Source organism: Streptomyces sp. NPDC002835, from assembly GCF_053591995.1.
The window spans coordinates 195,792-211,879 of the sequence record NZ_JBSFUW010000005.1; the positions used below are offsets into that span (position 1 = coordinate 195,792).

20 protein-coding genes are annotated in these 16,088 nt (G+C 73.3%); 10 read left to right on the forward strand and 10 right to left on the reverse strand.

The window, feature by feature from the left end; translation table 11 throughout:
- Nucleotides 1-61: 61 nt before the first annotated feature.
- Together ACWD01_RS07890 and ACWD01_RS07895 are read right to left on the reverse strand one after the other, a co-directional pair.
- Nucleotides 62-724: a response regulator gene (locus ACWD01_RS07890; RefSeq protein WP_451159217.1), complete on the reverse strand. Its 663-nt coding sequence runs from the start codon at nucleotides 722-724 to the stop codon at nucleotides 62-64.
- On the reverse strand, nucleotides 721-1,848 hold the full coding sequence (locus ACWD01_RS07895) for a sensor histidine kinase (protein ID WP_451159219.1): 1,128 nt from the start codon (nucleotides 1,846-1,848) through the stop codon (nucleotides 721-723). Before ACWD01_RS07895 ends, ACWD01_RS07890 begins: the two co-directional genes overlap by 4 nt.
- 193 nt (nucleotides 1,849-2,041) lie before the next feature.
- On the opposite strand from ACWD01_RS07895, the gene ACWD01_RS07900 reads away from it, so the two are divergent.
- From ACWD01_RS07900 to ACWD01_RS07915, 4 genes are all read left to right on the forward strand, one after another.
- On the forward strand, nucleotides 2,042-2,437 hold the full coding sequence (locus ACWD01_RS07900; protein ID WP_451159221.1) for a DUF6223 family protein: 396 nt from the start codon (nucleotides 2,042-2,044) through the stop codon (nucleotides 2,435-2,437).
- 89 nt (nucleotides 2,438-2,526) lie between these two features.
- A complete protein-coding gene (locus ACWD01_RS07905) occupies nucleotides 2,527-3,216 on the forward strand; it encodes a hypothetical protein (protein ID WP_451159223.1) in 690 nt (229 codons plus the stop codon).
- Nucleotides 3,217-3,276: 60 nt separating this feature from the next.
- Nucleotides 3,277-4,341 carry a hypothetical protein gene (locus tag ACWD01_RS07910; RefSeq protein WP_451159225.1) on the forward strand — a complete coding sequence of 355 codons (1,065 nt, stop codon included), beginning with the start codon at nucleotides 3,277-3,279 and terminating at the stop codon, nucleotides 4,339-4,341.
- A 160-nt stretch (nucleotides 4,342-4,501) separates the two neighbouring features.
- Complete coding sequence (locus ACWD01_RS07915; protein WP_451159227.1) at nucleotides 4,502-5,014, forward strand: hypothetical protein; 513 nt, start codon at nucleotides 4,502-4,504, stop codon at nucleotides 5,012-5,014.
- A gap of 32 nt (nucleotides 5,015-5,046) precedes the next feature.
- Here ACWD01_RS07915 and ACWD01_RS07920 read toward each other — a convergent pair whose 3' ends face one another.
- From ACWD01_RS07920 to ACWD01_RS07940, 5 genes are all read right to left on the reverse strand, one after another.
- A complete protein-coding gene (locus ACWD01_RS07920; RefSeq protein WP_451159229.1) occupies nucleotides 5,047-5,502 on the reverse strand; it encodes a pyridoxamine 5'-phosphate oxidase family protein in 456 nt (151 codons plus the stop codon).
- A gap of 42 nt (nucleotides 5,503-5,544) precedes the next feature.
- The gene (locus tag ACWD01_RS07925; RefSeq protein WP_451159231.1) at nucleotides 5,545-6,171 is read right to left on the reverse strand and encodes a VOC family protein; all 627 of its coding nucleotides are present in this window, start codon (nucleotides 6,169-6,171) and stop codon (nucleotides 5,545-5,547) included.
- Between the two features lie 5 nt (nucleotides 6,172-6,176).
- Nucleotides 6,177-6,629, reverse strand: a complete 453-nt coding sequence (locus ACWD01_RS07930; protein ID WP_451159233.1) for a helix-turn-helix transcriptional regulator — start codon at nucleotides 6,627-6,629, stop codon at nucleotides 6,177-6,179.
- Nucleotides 6,630-6,747: 118 nt separating this feature from the next.
- The gene (locus ACWD01_RS07935) at nucleotides 6,748-7,158 is read right to left on the reverse strand and encodes a VOC family protein (RefSeq protein WP_451159235.1); all 411 of its coding nucleotides are present in this window, start codon (nucleotides 7,156-7,158) and stop codon (nucleotides 6,748-6,750) included.
- A 58-nt stretch (nucleotides 7,159-7,216) separates the two neighbouring features.
- Entirely contained in the window at nucleotides 7,217-8,197 is a 981-nt protein-coding gene (locus ACWD01_RS07940) for a LysR family transcriptional regulator (RefSeq protein WP_451159237.1), read from the reverse strand.
- Between the two features lie 40 nt (nucleotides 8,198-8,237).
- On the opposite strand from ACWD01_RS07940, the gene ACWD01_RS07945 reads away from it, so the two are divergent.
- On the forward strand, nucleotides 8,238-9,167 hold the full coding sequence (locus tag ACWD01_RS07945) for an EamA family transporter (RefSeq protein WP_451159239.1): 930 nt from the start codon (nucleotides 8,238-8,240) through the stop codon (nucleotides 9,165-9,167).
- Between the two features lie 169 nt (nucleotides 9,168-9,336).
- On the forward strand, nucleotides 9,337-10,473 hold the full coding sequence (locus ACWD01_RS07950) for an MFS transporter (RefSeq protein ID WP_451159241.1): 1,137 nt from the start codon (nucleotides 9,337-9,339) through the stop codon (nucleotides 10,471-10,473).
- 81 nt (nucleotides 10,474-10,554) lie between these two features.
- Here ACWD01_RS07950 and ACWD01_RS07955 read toward each other — a convergent pair whose 3' ends face one another.
- Nucleotides 10,555-11,658: a flavin-containing monooxygenase gene (locus ACWD01_RS07955; protein WP_451159243.1), complete on the reverse strand. Its 1,104-nt coding sequence runs from the start codon at nucleotides 11,656-11,658 to the stop codon at nucleotides 10,555-10,557.
- Nucleotides 11,659-11,719: 61 nt separating this feature from the next.
- On the opposite strand from ACWD01_RS07955, the gene ACWD01_RS07960 reads away from it, so the two are divergent.
- On the forward strand, nucleotides 11,720-12,094 hold the full coding sequence (locus tag ACWD01_RS07960) for an ArsR/SmtB family transcription factor (RefSeq protein WP_451159245.1): 375 nt from the start codon (nucleotides 11,720-11,722) through the stop codon (nucleotides 12,092-12,094).
- Between the two features lie 273 nt (nucleotides 12,095-12,367).
- Here ACWD01_RS07960 and ACWD01_RS07965 read toward each other — a convergent pair whose 3' ends face one another.
- Complete coding sequence (locus ACWD01_RS07965) at nucleotides 12,368-12,733, reverse strand: ArsR/SmtB family transcription factor (RefSeq protein ID WP_451159247.1); 366 nt, start codon at nucleotides 12,731-12,733, stop codon at nucleotides 12,368-12,370.
- A gap of 74 nt (nucleotides 12,734-12,807) precedes the next feature.
- Here ACWD01_RS07965 and ACWD01_RS07970 point away from each other — a divergent pair, with 74 nt between their 5' ends.
- The 3 genes from ACWD01_RS07970 to ACWD01_RS07980 are packed head-to-tail and all read left to right on the forward strand — an operon-like array spanning nucleotide 12,808 to nucleotide 15,588.
- Nucleotides 12,808-12,978 carry a hypothetical protein gene (locus tag ACWD01_RS07970; RefSeq protein WP_451159249.1) on the forward strand — a complete coding sequence of 57 codons (171 nt, stop codon included), beginning with the start codon at nucleotides 12,808-12,810 and terminating at the stop codon, nucleotides 12,976-12,978.
- A gap of 29 nt (nucleotides 12,979-13,007) precedes the next feature.
- Nucleotides 13,008-14,363, forward strand: a complete 1,356-nt coding sequence (locus ACWD01_RS07975; RefSeq protein WP_451159251.1) for an NAD(P)-binding domain-containing protein — start codon at nucleotides 13,008-13,010, stop codon at nucleotides 14,361-14,363.
- Between the two features lie 4 nt (nucleotides 14,364-14,367).
- On the forward strand, nucleotides 14,368-15,588 hold the full coding sequence (locus tag ACWD01_RS07980; RefSeq protein WP_451159253.1) for an MFS transporter: 1,221 nt from the start codon (nucleotides 14,368-14,370) through the stop codon (nucleotides 15,586-15,588).
- A 19-nt stretch (nucleotides 15,589-15,607) separates the two neighbouring features.
- Here ACWD01_RS07980 and ACWD01_RS07985 read toward each other — a convergent pair whose 3' ends face one another.
- Nucleotides 15,608-16,048 carry a GNAT family N-acetyltransferase gene (locus tag ACWD01_RS07985; protein ID WP_451159255.1) on the reverse strand — a complete coding sequence of 147 codons (441 nt, stop codon included), beginning with the start codon at nucleotides 16,046-16,048 and terminating at the stop codon, nucleotides 15,608-15,610.
- Between the last annotated feature and the right edge of the window lie 40 nt (nucleotides 16,049-16,088).

Genomic DNA, 16,088 nt, shown 5'->3' on the forward strand with positions numbered 1-16,088 from the left:
CCGATCCCGGTCCGTGCCTGTGTCCCGAGCCGCCGCCCCGGGCCCGTGTCGCGGGCCTGGGTCAGCGGCTGCGGGGGGCCACCAGGCCGGACTCGTAGGCGAGGACCACCAGTTGGGCGCGGTCACGGGCGCGGAGCTTGGTCATGGCCCGGTTGATGTGGGTCTTCGCGGTCAGCGGGCTGATCACCATGCGGTCGGCGATGTCGTCGTTGGACAGGCCCCGTGCGACCAGGGCGACGGCCTCGCGCTCGCGGTTGGTCAGTTCCTCCAGGCCCGTGTCCGCACCGGTGTCGAGCGGCTGGGCGACGTACCGGCTGATGAGCCTACGGGTGATGGACGGCGCGAGCAGGGCGTCACCGCGTGCGGCGACACGCACCGAGTGCAGCAGGTCCTCCGGAACGATGTCCTTGACGAGGAATCCGGCGGCCCCGGCCCGCAGCGCGTTGAACACGTACTCGTCGAAGCCGTAGTTGGTCAGGATGACGACGTGCACCCCGCTCAGGGCCGGGTCCGCGGCGATCCGGCGGGTCGTCTCGATGCCGTCGAGGACCGGCATCCGGATGTCGACGAGTGCCACGTCGGGCAGCTGCTCCTTCACCAGCGCCAGCCCCGCTTCGCCGTCACCGGCCTCGCCCACCACCTCGATGTCCTCCTCGAGGTCGAGGAGCGCGCGAAATCCGCTGCGCAGCAGCGGCTGGTCGTCGACCAGCAGGACACGGATCACGGCGTCCGGTCCACGGGGAGCTCCGCGTGGACGGTGAAGCCGCCCTCGCTGCGCGGTTCCGCGCGCAGGCGGCCACCCAGCGCGGTGACCCGTTCGCGCATCCCGAGCAGCCCGACACCCGGCGTCGGGGCGGCGGCCGGCGTCGCCCTGCCGTCGTCGTCGACGCGTACGGTCAGGGCGTCCGGACCGTAGTCGATCCGCACCGACGCCGTGGCCGCGGCGGCGTGGCGGGCGACGTTGGTGAGCGATTCCTGAACGATCCGGTAGACGGTCCGGTCCACTGCCGCCGGCATGTCGTGCCGTGGCCCTTCGATGGTCAGCGCCGCGTCGAGGCCGTTCGTCCGGGCCCTTTCCACCAGTTCCGGGACGTCGTCGAGACCGCGCGGCGGGGTCCTGTCGTCGTCGCGGAGCGCCTCCAGGGTCGCGCGCAGCTCCCGGGTCGCCTCACGGCCGGCCTGCTGGATCGCCAGCAGCGCCGCCGGCACCTCCTCGCCGCGCTTGCGGGCCACATGAACGGCGACCTCCGACTGCACCTTGATGATCGAGATCTGGTGGACGAGCGAGTCGTGCAACTCCCGCGCGATGTGCAGCCGTTCCTCGTCGGCGCGCCGCCGCGCGGTCTCCTCCCGGGTGCGCTCGGCCTCGTCCGCCCGCCGCTCGGCCTGCCGCAGCGCTTCCCCCGCGGCGCCGGCCGCGACCAGCCAGGCGATCTCGAGGGCGCCTCTGGCCTGCGCGAGCACCTCACCTGTGTCGCGCAGCCCGGAGGCGAGGGCCGCCAGGGGGAGTGCGGCGAGCATGGCCACGCTCGCCGCCACCGTGACGGCGCGGTGCCCCTCCCGTACGGCGGCGTACACCGCGAACAGATACGCGACGGCCGGGACGTCGAAACCGGCCGCCTGGTAACCCGCCGCGCACAGCCCGGTGACGGCCAGGACGGGAACCGGCGCCCGGCGGCGCCCGACCAGCGCCAGGCCGCCGGCCACCAGCAGCGCATGGCCGAGCAGATCGGGGACCGTGCTGGAGTGCTGCCCGGACACCCCGGTGACCAGCAGCGTCGCTGCCACACCGACGGCGATCGCCCAGTCCCTGACACCGGCCGGGACACCGGGGCGTCCTGTGCTCATGCGCGCACCCTAGCCGGACGCCGCCACCGGGCGAGTCCCGCTCGGGGACGAGCGGCCGACTACCGCGGCCGCAGTACGTTCATGGTTCCTACGACGTCGGCGGCAGCGCGAAGTGTCTGCGCCTGCCGGACGACCGGCGTTGGGATCGGCGGACATGATCGGGCGACATCCAGTCGTAGAAGAGGAGCACCTCATGTCAGTGCGCAGTGTGTTCACGGGGACCGGAGCCGCCTTGATCTCCGGAACCGGGCTCGCCGCACCGGCCGCCGCCGATGTCTACGCCATGAGCGCCGGGCGGCTCGGCGCCAGTACGGCCGCCCTGATCGGCCTGCTCGGTCTGGTCGTCGGCGGCCTGGCCCTGGCCCGCCCCACCGGTCGCTTCGGCACCGGCAACGGGCGGCTCGGAGCCACGGTGGCCCTGGTGGCGGGGGCGATCGGCATGGCCCTCGGCGGACTCGTCGTGGCCACCTCCTCCGGCGGGATCGGCACCGGCAACGGGCTGGGCGGGGCCGTCGTGGCGCTGGTGGTGGGCCTGTTGGGCTTCGTCCTGGGCTGCCTGGCGCTGGCCCGCACCCGCCGCACCGGCTGACCGGCGCATCACCGGAACCCACGGGTCTGACCACTCGCAGCCGGGGAAGGGAGCAGAGGGGCGCTTGGGAGACGGGGGAGACGCCAGTGATGGGAAGACTGCGGGTTCGGGTGGCCGGTGCGCTGGTGGGCGTCACCGCGTCGATGCTGACATGCGTGCTCGCCGTGATCCTGGTCGTGTTGGTCCCCACGTGGTGGCCCCACCCGGCGACGGCCGTCGTCGCGGCGCTGTCGCTCCTGGGCATGGGTTTCGCTCTGATCGCCCTGTGCTTCATCCGCCTTGGTCCCTGGCACTTCGGGGCGGCCGCGATCGCGGAAGCTCTGCTGGCCGTCGGACTGCTGGCCTTTCTCGACCAGGCCGTGCTCGACGTGTGGGGCAAGCCGGTGAAGACCGTCGTCACGGAGGCCGTCCGGCACGAGAGGACCGGGCCGACGGGGACGGTGACCGGTACCTGGTGGGAATGCTCGCTGGAGCGGCTCGACGGGACGGAACTCGAACGGACCCTCCGGGAGTCGGACTTCGTCCCGCTGGGGAAGGCGTGCCCCGCCGGCGCGGAGGCGGGAGACCGGCTCCTGGTGTACGCCGTGCCCGGAGGGTTCGCCCGGCCACAGACGAACGCCCCGGTCGGAGGTGCCTGGTTGGTGGTCGCGCTCACCGCCGCCGCCACGGTGGCGGCGGCGGCGTTCTCGTCCGTCGGAATGACTCGTGCGGACGCGCCGAGAATGACGTGGGTCCCGTGGGGCGACCGGGCAGAGGAATCGCCGCCAACCACCACCTGAGACAGGGGACGTGCCGGAGCCGCGGGAGCCGTTGTCAGTGGGGCCCGTTACCGTCGAACCATGTCGATCACCGCACAACTGCGCGACTCGGTAGAGCTGCCCGGTGGCGGCGCACTGGTCCACGGCTTCGCCTTGGAGAGCCGCGGGGACGGACCGCGCCGCGCCCTCCTTCAGCACGGGCACGAGCTGGAGGTCTACGACCTGTACGAGGTGTTCGCGGGGGAGCGGGCGCCCACCGCCGTCTTCCCCCTTCCGTGGCCGGGGTGGGACCGCGGTGTCCACTCGGTGAGCCCTGAGGGCACGTTCGCGGTGTTCTCGGGTCAGCGCGCGGTACGGGCCGTCGGCGCCGGCGGAGAGACGCTGTGGGAGTACCGGCACGGCTGCTGGGGGCCCGAGATCGGGCACTCGCACACGGGGGACGAGTCGGAGGTGTGCCGCGGCCTCGAACACGGATCGTGCCGGGTCTCCGACGACGGCCGGCTCGTCTGGGCGCACGTGGTGGTCGAGCCGGAGGAGGCCGACTGGGAGGAGTGCTGGGTCGTCCTGGACACCCGGGACGGACGGGAGCTGGCCCGGCTGCCGCTGGACAGTGCGGCCGCCGGCTCACACCACCTCTCCCACCCGGACGGTGTCCACATGGGACTGTGCGTCGGCATGGGCCAGGACGGCATCCTGCTCCACTGGGCGCGCTGGGACGGCGAGAAGCTGACGCACTGGGATGTCAACGAGACCATGGACCGCATCCTGATGGACGTCCACGCGGCGCACCCGGGCTTCCTGACGGTCGAGCACTACGGCGCGGACCTGGAACTGCACGCCCTGGACGGCACCGTGCTCGCCGAGCGGGCGCCCGGGCCGGGCGACGACGAGGACCCGCCGAGCTGGGAGTACGGCTGCGGCTTCGTCGACGCCGACACCGTCATCGCCTCGACCGTCGAATCCGACGAGGCCCCGGAACGGACCCGCCACTGGCTGCTCGACGCCCGCACCCTGCGGATACGCGGGCCGGTCGCGTATCCCACCACCCCTGTCGCCGGCTACGTGCGCCCGCTCGGCGACGGGACCTGGCTCACCTACGACGACGCGAGCGGGACGCTCAACCGCTGGGCCCGCGCCGCGTCCTGAGCCGGTGAGCGGCTCGCGGGCACCAGGCGACGGTGGTGACGAGCCCGCCGGTCCTGCGCGGTGTCGCGTTCCAGGCAAACTCGGCCCGGCTACCGCCCGGTTGGACGAACCGCGAGGCCGCGCACCATACTCGGGCGGGATCAAACGGGGGCGGGACCAGATGGTGAACAGGACGGCGGCGGGACGGGCGCGCCGGGCGCGGGCGGGTATCCCGAAGGGGCTGTTCCCGGTGCTGGCTGGTTCGCTGGCGGCGTTGCTCGCCGGGTGCTTCCTGGTGGGGGAGACGCTCTGGTTCCGGTACCACAGCGTCGAGGCACGAGCGACGGTCACCACCATCGGCGATACGCGGACCTGCACCCGCAACGCGGGCAAGAGCGGCAGCGAGGAGTACGCCTGCCGGTCCGTGACCTACGAGTTCACCACACGCGAGGGCCGCGCGGCCGCGCTCACCCGGCGGCACGACGAGGACGACCGGCCCGCCGTGGGCGACCGCTTAACGATCCGGTACGGCCCTGAGGACCCCGAAGACGCCCGGTTCGCCTCGGCCACGCCCGGCATGTACGGCGTCGGCGCGGGGGCCCTGCTCGCCGGAGTCGTCGGCACCGTCCTCAGTACGGTCCTCCTCCGCCGCTACCACTCCGCCGGTGTGCGGGCGCGGCGCCCGGGGCAGTGACACCGCCGGCCCGGTTCCTTCCTGTGCGTCCGTCAGCCGAGCCAGCGGCCGTCGCGCATGAGGTCGCGCCCCCGCAGTTCGTTCACCTCGCGCCAGGCCTGGATGCGCCGCGGCCGGATCCGGAAGTACTGGTAGGGCGCGTCGAGTTCGCGCGGGTCGAAACCGGTTTTGGCCGCGAACGCGTCGCCCGCCTCGGGGCCGAGGCCGGCGATGTCCACCGGCTCGGCGGTGCCGTCGACAACGACGACGTCGCGGGTCGGTCCGAGGCTGAGTCGCACCCGCTCGTCCGCCAGCAGGTTGCGGCCGGTGACCGAGGCGCGCGGCGTCGAGACGAGGAACGCGGTCCCGTCCCAGAGGTACGAGAGGGGGACGAGGTGCACGCCGCCCGGGGAACCCGATGTCGCCACCCACAGGTCGATGTCGCTCGCCAGCCTCGCGCGGGTGTCCCGCAGCCTCTCCTCGAGTCCACGCGGTGGTGCGTCCGTCATGCTTCCTCCAGTCACGTTGTGAAGACCCTGTACGGGGAGGGCTCAGGGCGTGGGGGCCGGCGTCGCGGCCTCCCACGCGAACCCGTCCGGGTCGGTGAACGGCCCGTCACCGCCGCCGATCGCGAGCCGGTGCGATCCGGTGCCGTCGGGCGAGACACCGACGTCCTTGGCGAGCGCACGGCGCCGGTACAGGGCCAGCTTGACGGGACTCGACCCGGCTGCGAACTCGACGTACACGCGGCCGAAGCTCTTTGCCACGGCCAGGCCCTGGTCGAGGTAGAACCGCTTGCTCGCGGCCACGTCCGCGACGCCCAGCAGGAGCACGATCTCGTCGATCCGCCGGGTGGCGGGGCCGGTGTCCTTCTTCGCCGAGGTCGCGACCTTCCAGATCGTCCCGTCCGGGGCCCGTACGACACCGCCGTAGCCCCAGAACGACTTCGCGGCGGGCTTCAGCGGCGTGGCGCCGGCGGCGAGGGCGGCGTCGACGAGGCTGTCGACGTCGGCCGGCCGGGAGACCGTGAGCGAGAGCGTGAAGCCACGGAAGCCGGTGGTGGGCGCCTCCGAGGCCCGCAGCCGGATCTGCGAGTCCAGGCCGAAGGCGGTGGCATAGAACTGTTCGGCGGCCGTGGGGTCGGGCACGTCGAGGGTGATGGATTCGATGGTTGCCATGTCCCTCACGCTAGTTGCGGCTCGGTGACCGGCGCTTCTCGATTCCTGACCGGTCCTGCCATGTGTTCGGCCACACTCAGCGGCATCCTTGCCATGCGGCGCCGGTAGGCGCTCGGCGGCAAGCCGACCAGCTTGGTGAAACGGGTGCTGAAGACGCCCGGCGACGAGCAGCCGACCGCGCAGCAGACCTCGGTGACGCCGAGGTCGCCATGGCGCAGCAGCGCCGTCGCGCGCTCGATACGACGCGCCGTCAGGTACGCGTACGGCGACTTCCCGTACGCCAGCCGGAACGCGCGGCTGAGGCGCCCGGCGGACATGTTCGCGCCGCGGGCGAGTGCCTCGACGTTCAGCGGCCGCGCGTACTCCCGGTCGATCCGGTCGCGTACGCGGCGCAGTCGCGCGAGGTCGTTCAGACGCTGCGCCGCGGTGCGTGCGCGCCCCCACGAGGGGTGACACATGACAGGACTCCTCTTCATCGACGTCCGTTCGCGCTGCCGAGCGCCCGCCCAGGGCGTGCGTCGTGTTCCTCGCGGTGGGCCGCGGCGGCCGTCACCGCCGAAGCGGCGAGCCGACGGCTCAGCGAAGCTCCTGGATGCGGATCAGATTGCCCGCGGGGTCGCGGAAGGCGCAGTCGCGGATGCCGTACGGCTGCTCGGTCGGCTCCTGCACGACCTCGGCGTCGCCGGCCTGCACCTTCTCGAACGTGGCGTCGAGGTCCCGGGTGGCCAGCAGGATCCAGCCGTACGTGCCCTTGGCCATCATCTCGGCGATGGTGCGGCGCTCGTCCTCGGTGATCCCCGGGTCGGCGGCCGGCGGCGCCAGGAGGATGGAGGTGCCGGGCTGGCCGACGGGGCCGACCGTGATCCAGCGCATCTTGCCCTGTCCGACGTCGCTGCGGACCTCGAAGCCGAGGGTGTCGCGGTAGAAGGCCAGGGACGCGTCCGGGTCGTCGTGCGGGAGGAAGCTCGTGTGAATGGTGATGTCCATGACGATCATGCTAGGTGCGGCTCTGTGACCCGTGCTTCTCGATTCCTGACCGATTCGCTTACCTGGGCTGTCCGCACGCAGCCGCGTCCCCGGTCTTCTCGGGGACATGCTCGGTAGCCGTGCCGGGCGCGTCCGGGATGTCCAGCAGGGCGAGGAAGGCGGTCGCCGCGGGTGTGCGGTCCGCGCGGCTCCAGACGACGTATTCGACGCGGGCCGGCGCGTCGGTGACCTCGACCGTGGTGACGCCGCTGAGCTGAGGCACGTAGGCGGACGGCAGCATGGCGATGCCGAGGCCCTTGCCGACCAGTCGGGCCAGGAAGTCCGCGTTGGTCACCTCGAAGGCGACGTCGCGGCTGAGGCCGGCGGCTGCGAAGGCCTGGTCGGACTGGACACGTCCGGCGGTCTGGGCCGGCAGGTCCACGAACACCTCGGAGGAGAGCCGGCGGAGGTCGACCGCCGTCCCGCCGGCGAGGGGGTGGTCCGGTGCGACCACGGCGACGAGCCGGTCACGGGCGAGTTCATGGGCGTGGACGCCCTGGGGCCGCGCCGTGGTGGGCAGCCCGAGGAAGGCCACCTCGATGGCTCCCTGTCTGACCTGCTCGGCGAGTTCCTCGCTGGCGCCCACGCGCAGGCTGATGCGCACCTGCGGGTACTGCTGGTGGAAGTCGCGCAGGGCGCTGGGGATGTCGACCGCGGCGACGCTCGGGATCAGGCCCACGGCGAGCCGTCCGCGTACCTCGCCGACAGCCGCCGCGACCTCGGCGGCCGCGCGCTCGGCGGCGTCCAGACACTGACGGGCGGCGGGCAGGAACGCCGCACCGGCCGCGGTCAGCCGCACCCGGCGGCTGGTGCGTTCGAAGAGCCGCGCGCCCAGTTCCCGTTCCAGACGGGCGATTTGGTGGCTGAGGGCGGACTGCACGACCAGGCATCGTTCCGCGGCCCGGGTGAAGCTGTTCGTCTCGGCGACGGCGACGACGTAACGCATCTGCTGGAGCTCCATCGATCCATCGTCCATCGAGATCGATCGGGTGACAAACATGTGTTGGACTCATCGATCGTGGCCGGACGAGACTTCCGGCATGACCAGTCCAGCAGCACAGCGGGCAGAGAGTGTCCCCTCCGGAACCGGCGGCGGTGCTCCCCGCGGCCCCCTGCCGCGCACCGTTCTGACGGCGCTGCCCCCGATGGCGTGGGGCACGACCTACGTCGTCACCACCGAGCTTCTGCCGCCGGGACACCCGCTGTTCGCGGGACTCCTGCGCGCGCTGCCCGCCGGGCTGATCGCACTCGCGATCACCCGGACGCTGCCGCGCGGAGCGTGGTGGGGAAAGGCCGCGGCGCTCGGCGTGCTGAACATCGGACTCCTCTTCCCGCTGCTGTTCATCGCGGCCGAACGCCTGCCGGGAGGTGTGGCCGCCACCCTGTCGGCGGTCCAGCCGCTCGTCGTCGCCCTGCTGGCCGTGACGGTCCTTCAGGAGCGCCTGTCCGCCTGGCGCCTCGCGTGGGGACTGGCCGGCATGGCCGGCGTCGGCCTGGTGGTGGTCGGGCCGGACGCGGCACTCGACCTCGGCGGGGTCGTGGCGGGGCTCGGCGGCGCGGCCGCGATGGCGCTCGGCGTGACGCTCACCAAGCGGTGGGGACGCCCGTCCGGGGTCAGTCCCACGGCGTTCGCCGGCTGGCAGCTCACCGCGGGCGGGCTGTTCCTGGTGCCGGTCACGTTCCTCGCGGAGGGCGCGCCTCCCTCGGTCGACCAGGCCGCCGCCCTCGGCTATCTCTGGCTGGGGCTGGTCGGCGGCCTGATCGCCTACGTCCTGTGGTTCCGCGGCATCGGCACCCTGCCCGTCACCTCCGTCGCGGTCCTCGTCCTGCTCTCGCCGCTGGTCGCCGCGGTCCTCGGCGCCGTCGTGCTCGGCGAGACATTCGGCCCGGTCCAATGCGCCGGGTTCGCGCTCTCGCTCGCCGCGATCGTCGCGGGCCAGCTTCCCGCGCCCACCCGCTCGCGGGACTGAGGGCCCGGTCCAGGAGGAGCAGACGGCGCCTCAAGAGGATCTCCCTGCGGCGGCCCCGTCCCGAGGTGCGGTGACATGGTCCGCCGGATGATGGTGGGGAACCGTCATCCGACCCCGGTGCCGACGAGGAGCGAGGAGGGCAGACCGTGACGCTGCTGGTCAGCGGCCGATGAACGCGCCGCCCGCACCCGGGCAGCAGTTGTCCGGGGCCCGTTCCCGAGCCGTCTACGCCCTGCTGCTGGCGCTGGGAGCGCTGGACGCGGCCGGATACAGCGTGATCGCGCCCGTCCTGCCGACGCTCGCCTCGCAGACCGGGGGCGGCGCGACCGCGATGGGGATGCTGGTGGCCACCTTCCCGCTGGGCATGGTCGCCGGGTTCGCGGTGGGCGGTTTCGCGATCCAGCGCACTACCCCGGCGAAGGTCATGCTCGGTGGGCTGCTGCTGATCTGCGCGGGCTGTCTCGGATTCGTCCTCCGCACCGGCCTGGTCGACTACGGCGTGGCCCGGTTCGTCATGGGGCTGGGCTCCGGATGCCTGTGGCTCGGCATCACCTTCGCCACCCTCGCCGCCTGGCCGGGCCGGGAGTACGTGTGCATGAGCCGGATCTTCGCCGCCTACTCCGTCGGTGGTCTGCTCGGCCCGCTGCTGGGAGCGATCCACGGCGTACGCGGCCCGTTCGCCGCCTACCTGCTGCTCGCCGCGGCTGCCATGGTTCCGCTGCTGGTGCTGCGACTGCCCGCCCGCGCCGGGGCGTTCACCGCCGACCGCGGTGTGCTGCGCTCCCGCGACTTCCGGGCGGCAGGCGCCGGGATCGCCTTCGCCGTGCTGGCCCTCGGCCTGGTCGAGGGCGTCCTGCCGCTGCACTTCGGCACCAGGCTCGGCCAGTCCGAGATCGGGCTGCTCTACGCGGCGACCTCGGTGCTCGTCGCCACGGTCGCCGTCCTCGCCGCCCGGCTGCGGCCTCGCGCGGCGCTCCTGGGATCCACGATTCCGCTGGTCGTCGGTTTCACGGTGGTGGGAGCGGGTTCGGCGGTGACGGTGTGGATCGGGGCGCTGATCCTGGTGGGAGCCGGTATCGGCATGGCCAACACCGGTTCGATCGGCGTGCTGCTCGAGGCGGTGCCGGCCGGGCGGATCGTCACGGCGATGGTTCTGTGGTCACAGATCGGGATCCTGGGCTATCTGCTGGCACCGGTCCTCGGCGGCCCGCTTGCCGATGCCTACGGCTACACGGCGGTCGCGGGGCTTGTGGCGGTCGCCGCTGTGGCGGTCGTGGTCGCGCTGGGTGTCCGCGGGCGTAAATGACGACGTTGGGGGCCGTCGGCCCGGGTGTCCGCCGGCGGCGGAAATGCGCCGGGCGGCGTCGGCAGCCCGGCCGCGCTGCCGTCAGGACCTGCCCGGCTGCGGCTGGGAGGGCCTCCCGGCGGCGCGTCCGCCGGCCCGGCGGCTCTGGCGGTGCAGCCCGGCCAGGACGTGCCCGGCGTCCCTGCCCGCCCCGCGCAGGGTCTTGGAGGAGAAGCTCCGCTGGAACTCCATCCCCACGAAGCCGAGCGACGGCACGGCGGTGGCGATACCGCCCCGGTGCCGGGGCAGGCCGGCGAGGTCCAGGGCACCGGTGCCGGCCAGATAGGGGAAGGCCGGCCGGTAGCCGGTCGCCCAGATGATCGCGTCGACGGCCTCCTTCGTCCCGTCGGCCCACACGACACCGTCCGGGGTGACGCGGGCGAACATCTCGCGGCGGTCCACGCCGTGTTCGTCGAGGGCGGCGCGGTAGTGGCCGTCGTCGAGGACGGAGACCGGCACCTTCGCCAGCAGGCGACGGATCGGGGCGATGTCGAAGCGGGTGTGCTGGAACCACCAGTGCACGTCCCGGCCCAGCGGGCGCTGTGCCGTCCAGCCGATCGGGCGGCGGGTGGCGAGCGTGGTGTCGGCGACGGGGCCGAGTTCGGCGGCGATCTGGATCGCCGAGTTGCCGCCGCCCACGACGAGGACCCGCCGGCCGGCGAACCGCTCGGGGTTCCGGTAGTCGGCGGCGTGCAGCTGCTGCCCCGCGAACTCGCCCCGTCCGGGCACGTCCGGCACGTACGGGCCCGTGTAGTCGCCGGTGGCGGCCACGATCGCGGGTGCGCCGAACCGCCGGCCGTCGTCCGCGCTCACCACCCAGACGCCGTCCTCGCGGGACACGGACGAAACATGGGTGGACGTACGGATGCCGGCAGGCAGACGCCGGGCGTAGTCGCGCAGATAGCCGACCACCTCGTCACGCGTGGGGTAGCGGTCCGGGTCGCCGGGGAAGCGCATCCCCGGCAGGGACGAGTACCGGGCGGGGGAGAAGAGGGTGAGGCTGTCGTAGTAGCGCGGCCAGGCCCCGCCCGCCCGGTCGGCGGCCTCCAGCAGCAGGGTGCCGGTGAAGCCGTGACGGGGCGCGAGCGCGGCGGTGGCCAGACCGGACTGGCCCGCACCGATGACGATGAGGTCGGAGTGCTCCATGAGATCCTGAACCCTTCATACAGATCGTTGTTTCGGGAAGTGACGAAATGTCGAGCCTGAAGTGACCGCGACAAGCGAGGGGATCGGCAGGGGTGAGGTGGGCAGTGACGAGACCGGCCGTGACGAGACCGTGCCGGCGGTCGACCGGGCGACGGCCGACTTTCTCAAGGCGCTGGCGAGCGAGACCCGCCAGAGCGTCATGCGCCAGTTCACGGGCGGACGTGAACTCACCGTCGGAGAGATCGCCGAGCGGTGCGGTGTCAAGCCCTCGACCGCGTCCGAGCACCTGAGCCTGCTGCGCCGAGGCGGCCTGGTGCTGTCCCGCAAGGAGGGCAAGCAGGTCTTCTACCGCGCCGACGGTGCCACCATGGCAGACCGCCTGGACGCGCTCAGGGAGTACCTGGCGCGCTGCTGCCCGCCCGACTGCGGCGGCTGACCTAGGGCCTCTCGTTCGGATCTTGCCGGGCTCGCGTGCCCTGGTGCCCCGCACCTCGCTGCGTTGTCGTCAGTCGCCGACTCCCCCGTAGCCCTTCGGGCACGGGAGGTGCCCCCACCGCGTGGACTCTCCCCCTGCCTTCGGCGGGGGGACCCCTATCCTCCGCCTTGCGAGGCGTCCCCTCGGCCCTGGCGGGCCTGGGGAGACCCCATGCACCAGACCCCGCTCGCCGATCCGGCCTGATCCAAACGACAGACCCTGGGCCGCGGGCGGTCAGGCGCGCAGGTCGAGCATGGCGGACATCGCCGCCACCACGGACGGCGCGACCCGGTAGTACACCCAGGTGCCGCGCCGTTCGGAGGTCAGCAGGCCGGCCTCGCGCAGCTTCTTCAGATGGTGCGAGACCGTCGGCTGGGAGACCCCGACGTCGCCGATGTCGCACACGCACACCTCACCGCCCGGGTGTGAGGCCACCCGCGAGAACAGGCGCAGGCGCACCGGATCGGACAGCGCCTTGAACATCGCGGCCATCCTCTCCGCGTCGGCCTGTGACAGGTCCCCGGCCGTGATCGGGGGGCAGCACGGCACCACGGCCCCGGCCTGCGGATCGGGCGACTCCACCACTTCCAGATTCGACATGTGTCTATGTTGACAGCCGTCGAAGCAAGTGGCAAGCTCCAGCGTATCGACAGACATCGAATCAGGGGGTTGCCGTGACCATCGCGATCCGTACCGCTCTCACCGCCGCCAAGGCCCGCCGCACCGCCCGACACCTGGCCGGCGTCAGCTTCTGCGACAGCTGCGCCCAGGTCAGCGACGGCGCCGACCGCGCGGCAGGCCTTCGGCAGCACGCACAGCTCACCGCCCTCGTCCACGCCCGCTGACCCGCATTCGCACCGAGGAGAGACACCACATGAGCACGCAGCAGCTTCCCGTCATCGTCATCGGAGCCGGCCCCGTCGGACTCGCCGCAGCGGCCCACCTGCTGGAGCGCGACATCGAGCCCCTGGTGCTGGAAGCGGGCGAGAGCGCCGGCGCCGCCGTCCGCGAGTGGAGCCACGTCCGGCTGTTCTCCACCTGGGCCGAGCTGGTCGACCCGGCGGCCGAAAAGCTGCTCGCTCCGACCGGCTGGACGGCTCCCGACGGGGCCACGTACCCCACCGGCGGGGACTGGGCCGCCCGCTACCTCCAGCCGCTGGCCGACGCCCTCGGCGACAAGGTCCGCACCGGCGCCCGAGTCACCGGCGTCTCCCGCCTCGGCCGCGACCGCGTCGTCGACGCGGACCGCGAGCAGCAGCCCCTCACGGTCCACGTCCAGTACGCCGACGGCGCCGAAGCCCGCCTCATGGCCCGCGCCGTCGTCGACGCCTCCGGCACCTGGGCCACCCCCAGCCCGATCGGCAGCGACGGTCTGCCCGCCCTCGGCGAGCGCGCGGCCGCCGACCGTATCTCGTATCGCGTCCCCGACCTCAAGGACCCGGCCGTACGCGCCCGTTACGCCGGCCGGCGCACCGCCGTCATCGGCTCCGGCGCCTCCGCCTTCACCGCGCTCGCCTACCTCGCGGACCTCGCCAAGGACGAGCCCGGCACCCACGCGGTGTGGATCCTGCGACGGGGCATCAGCGGCTCCACCTTCGGCGGCGGCGAGGCCGACCAGCTTCCCGCCCGCGGCGCACTCGGCCTCGCGGCCAAGGCCGCCGTCGACAACGGCTACGCCGACGCCGTCACCGGCTTCCGCACGACCCACGTCGAACGGGACGGCGACCGGCTGGTGCTGGCGTCGGAGGACGGCCGCCGCCTGGACCCGGTCGACGAGGTCGTCGTCCTCACCGGATTCCGCCCCGACCTGTCCTTCCTCGACGAGCTCCGCCTCGGCCTCGACGAACGCCTCCAGGCCCCGGTCGCGCTCGCCCCGCTGATCGACCCCAACCAGCACTCCTGCGGCACCGTGTACCCGCACGGCGTGAACGAGCTCTCCCACCCCGAGAAGGACGTCTACCTGGTCGGCATGAAGTCCTACGGCCGCGCCCCCACCTTCCTCGCGATGACCGGCTACGAGCAGGTCCGCTCCATCGCCGCCTCCGTCGCCGGAGACCACGAGGCCGCCGAGCGCGTCGAACTCACCCTCCCGGAAACCGGCGTGTGCGGTGGCGCCGGACTGTTCGACGAGCCCGACGCGGCGCAGGCCGAGACCGGAGGCGGCTGCTGCGCCGCCCCGGCCACCGTGCAGATCGGCGTCGGTGCCCCTGCCGCCTCCGGCGGCTGCTGACACCGTGACCCACACGCACACGAGCGGGGCCGCGACCGGAACGGGGGACCGGTCGCGGCCCCGCGGCGTCCTGCCCGCGCTGTGCGCCACGCAGATCACCGGCTGGGGAATCCTCTACTACGCCTTCCCGGTCCTGCTGCCGCGCATCACCGCCGACACCGGCTGGTCCGCCGGCACGACGACGGCCGCCTTCTCCGTGGCCCTGCTCGTCTCGGCCCTGGCCGGGATCCCGGTCGGCCGCGTCCTGGACCGCCGCGGCCCGCACGCCGTCATGACGGGCGGCTCCCTCCTCGCGGTCCTCGCGATGCTCAGCGTCTCCGCGGCTCCGAACCTCCCGGTCTTCTTCGCCGCGTGGACAGCGGCCGGTGCGGCGATGGCCGCCACCTTCTACCAGCCGGCGTTCGCCGCCGTGACCCGCTGGTGGGGCGCCGACCGCGTCCGCGCACTCACCGTCATCACCCTGGCCGGCGGCCTGGCCAGCACCGTCTTCGCACCACTGACCGCGGCCCTCGCCGAGCACCTGAGCTGGCGCGCCACGTACGCCGTACTGGCCGCGGTCCTCGCTCTCGTCACCCTCCCCGCCCACGCGCTCGCGCTCCGCGCCCCGTGGCCGGCAGCGCCCGTGGAGGCCCGCGACCGGCCTGCCGCGCCGCAGGCGGACCGCGTCACCCGCACCCGCCCGTTCCTGCTCCTGGGCGCCGCGTTCACCCTGTCCGGTTTCGCGATGCACGCGGTCGTCTTCGGCCTCGTCCCCCTGCTGACCGAACGCGGCGCGAGCGCGTCGACCGCCGCCTGGGCACTGGGACTCGGCGGCGCCGGCCAGACCCTCGGACGGGCGCTGTACGCCACCCTCGCCCGCCGGACCGGCGCCATGACGCGCACCACGCTCCTCATCGCCGCGGGCGGCGCCACCACGGCGGCCTTCGCCCTGGTGCCCGGGCCGGTCCCGCTGCTGATCGCCCTCGCCGTCCTGGCCGGACTCGTCCGCGGCAACCTCACCCTCCTCCAGGCCACCGCCGTCTCCGACCGCTGGGGCACCCGCCACTACGCCCGCCTCTCCGCCCTCCTCGCAGCCCCGACCACCTTCGCCGCGGCCCTCGCCCCCTGGGCCGGCGCCGTGCTGGCGGGCGCGCTGGGAGGCCACACCGCGCTGTTCGGCGTCCTCGCCCTGATCTCCCTCACCGCCGCGGCCCTCGCGGCATGGAGCAGGGTGACGCCGCCGTAACCTCGCCCGACGCGACGTCTCAGGCCGGCTCGCGCACCATGAAGACGTCCACCGGGTCCTCGCTCTCGAGCCTGAACCCGTGCCGCTCGTACAACTGCCGGGCCGGACTGCCCCGCAGCACGTTCAGCCGGACAAGGATCCCGTCGCGGTCGCAGCGCTCCATCAGCCCGCGCAGCACACCGGAACCGATGCCCCTGCCCTGCAGACGCGGTGCCAGATAGAAGTGCTCCAGCCAGTGGGCGTCGCCGGCCCGTCGCAGCGCGACACAGCCGGCGAACGCGCCGCCCACCTCGATCACCCACGTGTGCGTCGGGTCGAAGCCGTCGCGCAGCCGCTGCCGCACCCGCCCCTCGTCGTACCGCCCGAGCCGCTCCAGGTCGTCCCGCAGCACCACGGCACGCAACTCGGCAACCGCCTCGACGTCCGCCGCCGAGGCCCGCCGGACATTCCACTCCACCATGATCGTCACGCTACTCCGCCGGTCCTCCGCCCCTGCCGGC

What these genes read in the sequence shown, in the direction of transcription:
- ACWD01_RS07945 (WP_451159239.1), top strand. Translation starts at nt 8,238, where the DNA reads ATGACCAGTCCAGCAGCACAGCGGGCAGAGAGTGTCCCCTCCGGAACC.
- ACWD01_RS07915 (WP_451159227.1), top strand. Translation starts at nt 4,502, where the DNA reads ATGGTGAACAGGACGGCGGCGGGACGGGCGCGCCGGGCGCGGGCGGGT.
- ACWD01_RS07975 (WP_451159251.1), top strand. Translation starts at nt 13,008, where the DNA reads ATGAGCACGCAGCAGCTTCCCGTCATCGTCATCGGAGCCGGCCCCGTC.
- ACWD01_RS07910 (WP_451159225.1), top strand. Translation starts at nt 3,277, where the DNA reads ATGTCGATCACCGCACAACTGCGCGACTCGGTAGAGCTGCCCGGTGGC.
- ACWD01_RS07895 (WP_451159219.1), bottom strand. Translation starts at nt 1,848, where the DNA reads ATGAGCACAGGACGCCCCGGTGTCCCGGCCGGTGTCAGGGACTGGGCG.
- ACWD01_RS07905 (WP_451159223.1), top strand. Translation starts at nt 2,527, where the DNA reads ATGGGAAGACTGCGGGTTCGGGTGGCCGGTGCGCTGGTGGGCGTCACC.
- ACWD01_RS07920 (WP_451159229.1), bottom strand. Translation starts at nt 5,502, where the DNA reads ATGACGGACGCACCACCGCGTGGACTCGAGGAGAGGCTGCGGGACACC.
- ACWD01_RS07930 (WP_451159233.1), bottom strand. Translation starts at nt 6,629, where the DNA reads ATGTGTCACCCCTCGTGGGGGCGCGCACGCACCGCGGCGCAGCGTCTG.
- ACWD01_RS07985 (WP_451159255.1), bottom strand. Translation starts at nt 16,048, where the DNA reads ATGGTGGAGTGGAATGTCCGGCGGGCCTCGGCGGCGGACGTCGAGGCG.
- ACWD01_RS07940 (WP_451159237.1), bottom strand. Translation starts at nt 8,197, where the DNA reads ATGTTTGTCACCCGATCGATCTCGATGGACGATGGATCGATGGAGCTC.
- ACWD01_RS07935 (WP_451159235.1), bottom strand. Translation starts at nt 7,158, where the DNA reads ATGGACATCACCATTCACACGAGCTTCCTCCCGCACGACGACCCGGAC.
- ACWD01_RS07950 (WP_451159241.1), top strand. Translation starts at nt 9,337, where the DNA reads ATGAACGCGCCGCCCGCACCCGGGCAGCAGTTGTCCGGGGCCCGTTCC.
- ACWD01_RS07925 (WP_451159231.1), bottom strand. Translation starts at nt 6,171, where the DNA reads ATGGCAACCATCGAATCCATCACCCTCGACGTGCCCGACCCCACGGCC.
- ACWD01_RS07965 (WP_451159247.1), bottom strand. Translation starts at nt 12,733, where the DNA reads ATGTCGAATCTGGAAGTGGTGGAGTCGCCCGATCCGCAGGCCGGGGCC.
- ACWD01_RS07900 (WP_451159221.1), top strand. Translation starts at nt 2,042, where the DNA reads ATGTCAGTGCGCAGTGTGTTCACGGGGACCGGAGCCGCCTTGATCTCC.
- ACWD01_RS07955 (WP_451159243.1), bottom strand. Translation starts at nt 11,658, where the DNA reads ATGGAGCACTCCGACCTCATCGTCATCGGTGCGGGCCAGTCCGGTCTG.